10 protein-coding genes and 1 pseudogene are annotated in these 8532 nt (G+C 68.4%); 3 read left to right on the top strand and 8 right to left on the bottom strand.

Translation table 11 applies throughout. The annotated features are described in order from the left end of the window. Nucleotides 1-150, top strand: a pseudogene (locus ACWDTP_RS35440) (HAD-IB family hydrolase); the annotation flags it as partial. 68 nt (nucleotides 151-218) lie between these two features. After that, a complete protein-coding gene (locus ACWDTP_RS35435) occupies nucleotides 219-752 on the top strand; it encodes an FAS1-like dehydratase domain-containing protein (protein ID WP_450027896.1) in 534 nt (177 codons plus the stop codon). Between the two features lie 98 nt (nucleotides 753-850). On the opposite strand, the gene ACWDTP_RS35430 is transcribed toward ACWDTP_RS35435, so the two are convergent. The 8 genes from ACWDTP_RS35430 to ACWDTP_RS35395 form a co-directional block, all read right to left on the bottom strand. Next, nucleotides 851-1924 (bottom strand): lysophospholipid acyltransferase family protein, encoded by a 1074-nt coding sequence (locus ACWDTP_RS35430; protein ID WP_450027895.1) that lies wholly within the window; start codon nucleotides 1922-1924, stop codon nucleotides 851-853. A gap of 36 nt (nucleotides 1925-1960) precedes the next feature. Continuing rightward, the gene (locus ACWDTP_RS35425) at nucleotides 1961-3082 is read right to left on the bottom strand and encodes an SDR family oxidoreductase (protein WP_450027894.1); all 1122 of its coding nucleotides are present in this window, start codon (nucleotides 3080-3082) and stop codon (nucleotides 1961-1963) included. Nucleotides 3083-3111: 29 nt separating this feature from the next. Further along, the gene (locus tag ACWDTP_RS35420) at nucleotides 3112-3213 is read right to left on the bottom strand and encodes a 30S ribosomal protein bS22 (protein ID WP_003402602.1); all 102 of its coding nucleotides are present in this window, start codon (nucleotides 3211-3213) and stop codon (nucleotides 3112-3114) included. Between the two features lie 102 nt (nucleotides 3214-3315). Continuing rightward, a complete protein-coding gene (locus ACWDTP_RS35415) occupies nucleotides 3316-3543 on the bottom strand; it encodes a cell division/environmental response transcriptional regulator (RefSeq protein WP_450027893.1) in 228 nt (75 codons plus the stop codon). 138 nt (nucleotides 3544-3681) lie between these two features. After that, the gene (gene proC / locus ACWDTP_RS35410) at nucleotides 3682-4542 is read right to left on the bottom strand and encodes a pyrroline-5-carboxylate reductase (RefSeq protein ID WP_450027892.1); all 861 of its coding nucleotides are present in this window, start codon (nucleotides 4540-4542) and stop codon (nucleotides 3682-3684) included. 145 nt (nucleotides 4543-4687) lie between these two features. Further along, entirely contained in the window at nucleotides 4688-5533 is an 846-nt protein-coding gene (locus ACWDTP_RS35405; RefSeq protein ID WP_450027891.1) for a sugar phosphate isomerase/epimerase family protein, read from the bottom strand. Nucleotides 5534-5564: 31 nt separating this feature from the next. Continuing rightward, nucleotides 5565-6773 carry an FUSC family protein gene (locus ACWDTP_RS35400; RefSeq protein ID WP_450027890.1) on the bottom strand — a complete coding sequence of 403 codons (1209 nt, stop codon included), beginning with the start codon at nucleotides 6771-6773 and terminating at the stop codon, nucleotides 5565-5567. 18 nt (nucleotides 6774-6791) lie between these two features. Then, entirely contained in the window at nucleotides 6792-7775 is a 984-nt protein-coding gene (locus ACWDTP_RS35395) for a Ppx/GppA phosphatase family protein (protein WP_450027889.1), read from the bottom strand. A 114-nt stretch (nucleotides 7776-7889) separates the two neighbouring features. Between ACWDTP_RS35395 and ACWDTP_RS35390 the strand changes: the two genes are divergently transcribed. Further along, nucleotides 7890-8532 (top strand): hypothetical protein (locus tag ACWDTP_RS35390; protein ID WP_450027888.1); only part of this gene is annotated, 643 nt, incomplete at its 3' end.

Below are 8532 nucleotides of genomic sequence, written 5' to 3'. Positions count from 1 at the left end.
CGGGATGTGGCCAGGGAACGCGGTTGGGAGATCCGCGATTTCCGGACCGCCCGCAAGGCCGCCCGGATCGGGGTGCCGTCGGCGCTGGCCCTCGGTGCGCTGGGCGGTGCACTGGCCGCGGTGGTGTCGCGCCGTCACGACCTTCGCTGAGCAATCACGGCCACGCTGATAGGCTTCCGCCCGGCCAGGCACGTTCGAACGGGAAGCTACGCCCACTCATGAGCATCGCTGCAGACATCATCGGGACGCACTACCGCTACCCCGACTACTTCGAGGTCGGACGGGAGAAGGTCCGCGAGTTCGCCACGGCGGTCAAGGACGAGCACCCGGCCCACCACAGCGAGGCCGGAGCCAAGGACTGCGGGTACGACACGATGGTCGCGTCGCTGACCTTCCTGGCGGTGGCCGGGCGGCGGGTGCAGCTGGAGCTGTTCGACAAGTTCGACGTGCCGATCAACCTCGAACGCGTGCTGCACCGCGATCAGAAGCTGATCTTCCACCGGCCGATCGTGGTCGGCGACAAGCTGTGGTTCGACTCCTACCTGGACTCGGTCATCGAGTCACACGGCACGGTGATCTGCGAGGTGCGCGCCGAGGTCAGCGACGGCGATGGCAATGCCGTGGCCACCAGCATCGTCACCATGCTCGGCGAGGCCGCCCACGACGAGGCCGATGAGATCAGCTCGCAGATCGCCGCGGCCCGCGACGCCGCGATCGCCAAGATGATTGCCGGGCAAAAGTCCCGAGCCTGACACTTTTCCCTGCGCGCTTTTCCCTGCGCGAGCAGACGCAAACCTGCCTGTTTCCGGGCGAAAGTGGGCAGTTTTATGTCTGCTCGCCCGGGAAAGTCTCAGCCGAAGAACATGTTCCGGCGGCCGGCCAGCAGCTGGTAGAGGGTGTGCTGGATGGTCTCACGGACCTGGTCGGTGAGTTCGAAGGTGACCATCGGATCGTCGGCGGCGCTCTCGTCGTAACCCGTGGTCTCGATGGGCGCGCCGAACCGGATATGCCACTTCGACGGCAGCGGCACCAGACCGACCGGGCCCGCCAACGGGAACAGCGGCGTGACCGGGAAATACGGCAGACCGAACAGCCGGGCCAGCAGCTTGACGTCGGCGAGCATCGGGTAGATCTCCTCGGACCCCACGATCGAGCACGGCACGATGGGCGCCTTGGCCCGCAGGGCCGCCGAGACGAACCCGCCGCGACCGAAGCGCTGCAGCTTGTAGCGGTCCTTGAACGGCTTGCCGAGGCCTTTGAACCCCTCCGGGAAGACCGCGGTCAGCTCACCATTGGCCAGCAGCCGGTGCGCATCGGCCGTGCATGCCATGGTGTGGCCGGCCTTGCGCGCGGCCTGGCCCACCATCGGCAGGTCGAACACCAGGTCGGCGGCCAGCAGGCGCAGATCGCGGTGCAGCGGATGGTGGTCGTGCACGGCCACCTGGGCCATCAGACCGTCGAACGGCAGCACGCCGGCATGGTTGGCGACGACGAGCGCCGCACCGTCATCCGGGAGGTTCTCGATCCCGGAGACCTCGACCCGGAACCAGGACTGGAAGAACACCCTGAGCAACGGAAGAAAGATTGCTTCGGTGAGGTGCTGGTCGAACCCGAACTCGTCGACGGCGTAGTTTCCGGTCATCCGGGTCCTGACGAAGTCCGACGCCGCGACGACCGCCTTGGACAGCTCGGTCGGACTCTGTTCGGCCGGCACCTGCCCACCCGCGGTGCCGCGTCGATGATCGATCTCGCGGACCACGGCGGCGATCTGATCGGCCGATGCCCGGGCCCCGGTGTCGGCGAGCACCGAGGGATGCCTGCGCGCACTGTCCGAGCGCTGCGCCGCCCGGCGCTGGGCCGCCGCCGAGGCACGATTCGAATTCCCGTGTAGCGGAATGACTTTCGCCTTAGATTCGCCCGCCACGTCGATACCTTCTCCCACCCCGGATAAAGCCAGTACCTAATTTCCCCAACGCTGCGCAATTGCAACGGCGCGACTCTCCATTGAGTGCACCCATCGCGGGTCGATGATCGGCGTCAACCCTCGACCCCGAACGTAATCGTCGAATGCCTCGGCTGTCGTCCACTTCGGACTGTAGACCAGATCATTGCGCATCCTCGTGGTGTCCATGACCCGGCCGTAGCTGAGGTAGTTCAGCTGCTCACGATCGAGTTCAGTGTAACGAGTTGCGCGGTTGAGCGAATCGACAACGGACAAGGCCGAACGCGGCACCGGAAGCCGCACCCGGCCCGACCGGCGGATCGCCTGACTCATCATGATGATGCCGTCGGCACCGACGTTGAAGGTGCCCGCGCGGCCCGCCACGGTGGCCCGCTCAAGGGCGCCGAGTGCATCCTGTTCGTGCAGCAGCTGCAGCCGGGCGTCGCGGCCGACCACCGAGGGCACCACCGGGCCCGCCAGATACCGCGACAGCGCGGTGTCCATCGCCGGACCGATCATGTTGGCCAGGCGCAGAATGGTCACCGCGATATCGGGCCTGCGCCGGGCCAGCCCGCGGGCATAGCCCTCGATGTCCATGCTGTCGCGCGCGAACCCCTCACGCGCCGGCCTGCGCGCGCTGGCCTCCTCGGTGAACATCACCGGATCGCGCGAGCCCGAGCCGTAGACCTCCGAGGTCGACTTGAGGATGACCCGACGCACCGACGGCGTCTTCTGGCACGCCGCGAACAACTGGATCGCGCCCATCACGTTGAATTCCTTCAACGCGGCCCGGCCTCCCGACCGCGGCGCGTAGGACGCGGCCGCGGCGTGCACCACGGTGTCGACGTCCCCGTTGCGGATCACCTTGGCGATGAACGGGTTGCGGATGTCGGCACGGACGAACTCGGCCCGGCCCATCCGCCGCAGCAGATCCTTGCTCGGGGCGATCGCGTCGACTGCGATGACATGGCTGATCAGCGGGTTCTGCGCCAGCCGCGCGGTCAGATAACCACCGAGAAACCGGCACGCACCCGTGACCAGGACCACTTTCGGAAAGGGCGCCGCATCGGCGGATTCCGTCCCCCCGGTACCGTCGGGAACCCCCGTCGGGCGTCCCGGCGAACGTCCATCAGAATCCATCGGCCAAGCCTAACGGCCGCGCCTGAAAGCTACTTGCCGAGTTTTCTGCGCTGCACCCGGGTACGACGAAGCAGCTTGCGGTGCTTCTTCTTCGACATGCGCTTACGCCGCTTCTTGATGACTGAACCCATAAACCCAGGTGTCTCCGCTACCTCATACCAATGATTGACCCGGTCACTTTACCCGGGTCAACCGGCGAAACGGAAAACGACCGCTCGTACCTCGGTGCGCACTCAGCCCGCGTCGAAGTACGAGGTCTCCAGGAGATCATGGACAGCCTTGGCGTGCACGCGGAACGATCGGCCCACGCGCACCGCGGGCAGTTCGCCGTTGTGCACCAATCGGTACACCGTCATCTTCGAGACCCTCATCAGGTTCGCCACCTCGGCGACCGTCAGAAATTGAGCTCGAGGCTGACCGTCGCCAGCATCTCTCGCCGATGGCCCGTTCATAGACGTCATCGCAACCCAATCAATCAGGCACGGGCAGTTCCAGCGGCTTCCCCACCGCTGGCACCAACCCGCGCATACAAGGGGAGAATAGCGTGGCAGGTGGGGTTACTGCGACGGGTGTGGGCTAATCCGTCGGAAAAAATTTAACTACTCTGATGTAATTCTAAGCTGCTCAGAACGCGTTTTTGCGGCCTGAACTGCGTTGGCCACGGCGGCCCGCATCCCGCCGCGCTCGAGTTCACGCAGCCCAGCGGCGGTCGTACCGGCCGGCGAGGTCACCGCGGCCCGCAGCGCGGCCGGGGTGGTGTCCAGTGCGGCACCGCCCGCGGTGTCGACCTCATCGAGACGCTCCAAGAGCATCGCGGCCGACCCGGCCATGGTCTGCACCACCAGATCGGTGGCCACCGCGCGGGTCAGGCCGGAGTCCACCCCGGCGTCCACCAGCGCCTCGACCATCAGGAAGAAGTACGCAGGCCCCGACCCCGACACCGCCGTCACCGCGTCCAGCTGGGATTCGGCGACGGTGATCACGCCACCGACCGCGTCGAAGATCGCCGAGACCTCCTTGAGCTGCTCGGGGGTGGCGAACCGGCCGGGGGCCAGGGCGCTGACCCCGCCGCCGACGACGACCGGGGCGTTGGGCATCACCCGGATGACGGGCGCACCGGCGGGCAGCTTGGCCTCGTAGTAGGACGTGCTGACGCCGGCCGCGATGGTGACGAAGACCTGCTCGGCGGTGTCGGTCTCGGCGTGTGCGGCGGCCTCGGCGACCTCGTCGACGACCTGCTCCACATCCGACGGCTTCACCGCGACGATCACGTACGCGGCATTCTCCGCGGCATCGGCGACAGACGTGACCAGCACCGAATACTTCTCCGACAGGTACTTGGCCCGGTCCGGATACTTCTCGGCAACCGCCATATCCTTGACCTGCCTGCCAGCCCGTAACAGCCCCGACAACAGCGCCTCGCCCATGCTGCCGCCGCCGATGATCGCGATTCTCGACATGGGCCACAGCATCGCACGGCGAACGCAGGCCGGCCCGCGGCGGGCGCCCGGGCACAAATGCCGTCAGCCGGGCCGTGGGCGCCCGACCGGACCGCCCCGCGGCAAGCAGCACCGGGAACCGGCGTCGCGCCGCTCAGGGGCGCGTTCAGCGCAGCAGGTGCTCGCGGGCGAACCGCAGCGATTCGGCCAGCAACCCCTCACGCTCGGCGGCCGTCCTGGCCGCCGACGTGGTGACCTCGAGGATCACGTGTCCGGAGAAGCTCCCGTCGGCCAGCAGCCTGCACACCTCGGCGGTGGGCTGGGCGCCGCGGCCGGGCACGAGATGCTCGTCGGTGGAGGCGCCGTTGCCGTCGCACAGGTGCAGATGCACCAGCCCGTCGCCCATCCGCCGGGCCATGTCGAGCGCATCGGTGCCCGCGGTCGCGGTGTGGCTCAGATCCAGCGTGTAGTGCGCGTGGTTGCCGTCCAGCGGGTCGTAGGACGGTGCGAAGGCCGAGATGCCGGGGCCCGGCCTGCCGCCGCGTTTGCGCATCCGCTCGATCGAGGTCTCCCCGGCGCCGAAGAACCGGTCGGCCCGGAACGGGAACATGTTCTCCACCGCCACCAGCACCTCGCTGTCGGCCTCCAGCGCCGCGACCTGCTCGGTGAAGCCCTCCGCGTAGCGGCGCTGCCACCGGAACGGCGGATGCACGACGACGGTCTGCGCCCCCAGCTGTTCGGCGGCCCGAACGCTGCGCTCCAGCTTCGGGATCGGGTTCGCGCCCCACACCCGCTGCGAGATCAGCAGGCACGGGGCATGTACCGAGAGCACCGGAACGCCGTAATGCCGCGACAGCCGCTCGACCGCCGCTACATCCTGGGAGACCGTCTCGGCCCACACCATGAGTTCGACGCCGTCGTAGCCGAGCCGGGCCGCGTACTCGAAGGCGGCCTCGGTCCGCAGCGGATAGACCGAGGCCGTGGACAGACCGACCTTGATGGCTGGGCGCACAGGGTCCAGATTCTAATTTGGTTGCGGGGCGTCAACTCGCCTGAAGCAGCGCCAACGGACCGAACGTGACCAACGCCCCAACCGCGACGGCGGTCAGCGTGCTGCCGATGTCCTCGGTCTTGCGGACCACCCGCACGCCACCGGCCAGGCCGAGGATCACCAGGACCCCGAGTATCAGCGCGACGATGGTGTTCCACTTCCACAGCTGATCGAAGGCGATGAACAGGCCGGCACCGAACGCGACCGCGACGATGCACTGTCCGACGATCCACATGCCCCGCATGAGGGGTGAACCGCCCTCGGACGCTGCGGTGTCACCGGTCGCGTCGAAATCGTCGACATCGTCGGATTCGCCGACGAGCCCGGCCGCCTGGCGATCGTCGTCCAGGTCGTCGTCGAGGTCGTCGACCCGGTCGAGGCCGTCGGCGCCACCCCGGCGCCGCGCCAGGTCATCGGCCACGGACTGGCCACCGAACAGCGGTCCCAGCGACGAGCCGAAGTAGGACGGCCGGTCGCCGGTGTCCCCCTCGTCGCGGGAGTCGTCGTAATCCTCGTCGGGGTCGACGCGGGTTCCCGGGCCGCTCGGCGCCTTCGCACCGGGCCGGTCGGCCTCGTCGGGGTCGTCGAGCCAGTCCGGGCTCATCCGCTCGGCACCGGTACCGGTCGGCGTGTAGTCGCGCGGGCCCGAATAGTGCGGGCGGCGGCGCCGTTGACGCGGCCGGAACTCGACGGGCTCCGGGTCGGCCTCGCGGGCCCGCAGATGGGCCTCGTAGTCGGCCTCGTACTCGTCGTCGAACTCGGCCGCCGCCGCGCCGCGGGCGGGCTCGGGCTCCGGCCGGGCAGGTTCCGGTCGGGCCGGGGGCCTGCCTGCCGGTTCGGGTCTGACCCTGGACTCGGGCTTGGCGTCGAGCTTCGGCGCGGGCCCCGATCCGTTGCCGGTGCGCGGTTCGGCGTCGACCGGGCGCGGCTCCGGCGCGGGTTTCTGCACAGGCACGACGTCGGTGTCGGCGCGGCGCGGATCGGCGGCGCGGCCGGTTTGGGGGGCCGGTTCGTCGTCGGGTTCGTCGTCGACGACCGGGATCTCCCCGGTGAGTTCGGCGACGGTCACCGCGTCGCTGTTGCCCCGGCGGCGTCTGCGGCGCCCGCCCACCGGCGGCGCCCCGATCGTCCCGTTCTTCGCCAGCAACTCCGCGACCGATATCGGCCGCGTGCCGCTCTGGCTATCTTCTGGTCCAGTCATCCTGTGTTGCCTTTGGGGCTAGCTATTTCTTGTCTGTCCGGTATCCCGCGCCGTTGCCCCGACCAGGGCGGTTCCATCGGCCTCGCTGTCGAGTTTCCGTAGGATCAGCCCCTCTCGCAATGCCCAGGGGCAAATGTCCACCGATTCGACGTCCAGTGCTCGCATACTAGCCTCAGCTACCAAAGCACCGGCCACGATCTGTGGTGCCCGCTCGGCACTCACCCCTTCCAGTTCGGCACGGTCAGCCGCAGTCATCCTAGAGATGAAAGCTATGAGCTGTCTTAACCCGGTGGCCGTGAGTGTCCGTTTGACGCGCGGACCGGCCCCGGAAGGTGCGGCGCCGGTCAGCCGGGCCAACGATCTGAAGGTCTTCGAGGTCGCGACGGCCAGGTCCGGCGATCCGGCTTTGAGCATGGTGGCGCCGGAATCGGCCAGCTCGGTGGTGAGCCAGTCCCGCAGCATCGCGACCCGGCGCCGGCCCGGCGGATCGTCGGGCAGCCACTCCCGGGTCAGCCGCCCGGCGCCCAGCGGCAGCGACAGCGCGATCTCGGGCTCCTCGTCGACGCCGTTGGACAATTCCAGCGACCCCCCGCCGATGTCGATGTTGATGATCCGGCCCGCGCTCCAGCCATACCAGCGGCGAACCGCAAGGAAGGTGAGCCGGGACTCGTCGACCCCGCTGAGGACCCGCAGCGACACCCCGGTCTCGGCCAGCACCCTGGCCAGGACGTCCTCGGAGTTGGTGGCATCGCGCACCGCCGACGTGGCAAAGGCCATCAGCTCCAAACAGCCTGAGCTGGTGGCGATCCTGGCGAACTCGTCGACCGTCTCGACGAGCTTGTCGGCCCCTTTGCGGGTCAGTTTGCCGGAGCCGTCGATGGCCTCGGCGAGCCGCAGCGCGGCCTTCGTCGAACTCATCGGGGTGGGGTGGCCGCCGCGGCGCGCGTCCACCACGAGGAGATGAACCGTGTTACTGCCCACGTCGAGCACACCTAGCCGCACGTCACCAACCTAACTGGTGGTGGCCCGGAATTCGTGCACGGTCCTGGTTGCTGTGGCGCGGCACACCGCGCCGGTTCGAAATCAGCCGGGGCGGATGCGGGTAGCGTTTGCGCGGTGACACGTGTGCATCCCGGCGAGGTGGAACTCGACTTCGCCCGCGAGTGGGTGGAGTTCTACGACCCCGATGATGCGGAGCATCTGATCGCGGCCGATATGACCTGGCTGCTGTCGCGGTGGACCTGCGTTTTCGGCACCCCGGCCTGCCAGGGCACCGTGGAGGGCCGCCCCGACGACGGCTGTTGCTCGCACGGCGCGTTCCTCTCCGACGACGACGACCGCGCGAAGCTGGACGACGCGGTCAAACAGCTGACCGACGACGACTGGCAGTTCCGGGAAAAGGGACTGGGCCGCAAGGGTTACCTCGAGGACGACGAGTACGACGGCAAACCCAACCTGCGCACCCGGAAATACAAGGGCGCCTGCATCTTTCTGAATCGGCCCGGGTTCCGGTCCGGGATCGGCTGTGCCCTGCACAGCAAGGCGCTCAAACTGGGCCGCGAACCGCTGACGATGAAACCCGACGTGTGCTGGCAGCTGCCGATCCGGCGCAGCCAGGACTGGGTGGACCGCCCGGACGGCACCCAGGTGCTCAGGACGGTGATCACCGAATACGACCGGCGGGGCTGGGGCGAGGGCGGTGACGACCTGCACTGGTACTGCACCGGCGACCCGGCCGCCCATGTCGGGGCCAGGCCAC

Source organism: Mycobacterium sp. NPDC003449, from assembly GCF_053588415.1.
The sequence above is the reverse complement of the archived record's forward strand: the minus strand, read 5'-3'. Positions and strand labels throughout refer to the sequence as shown.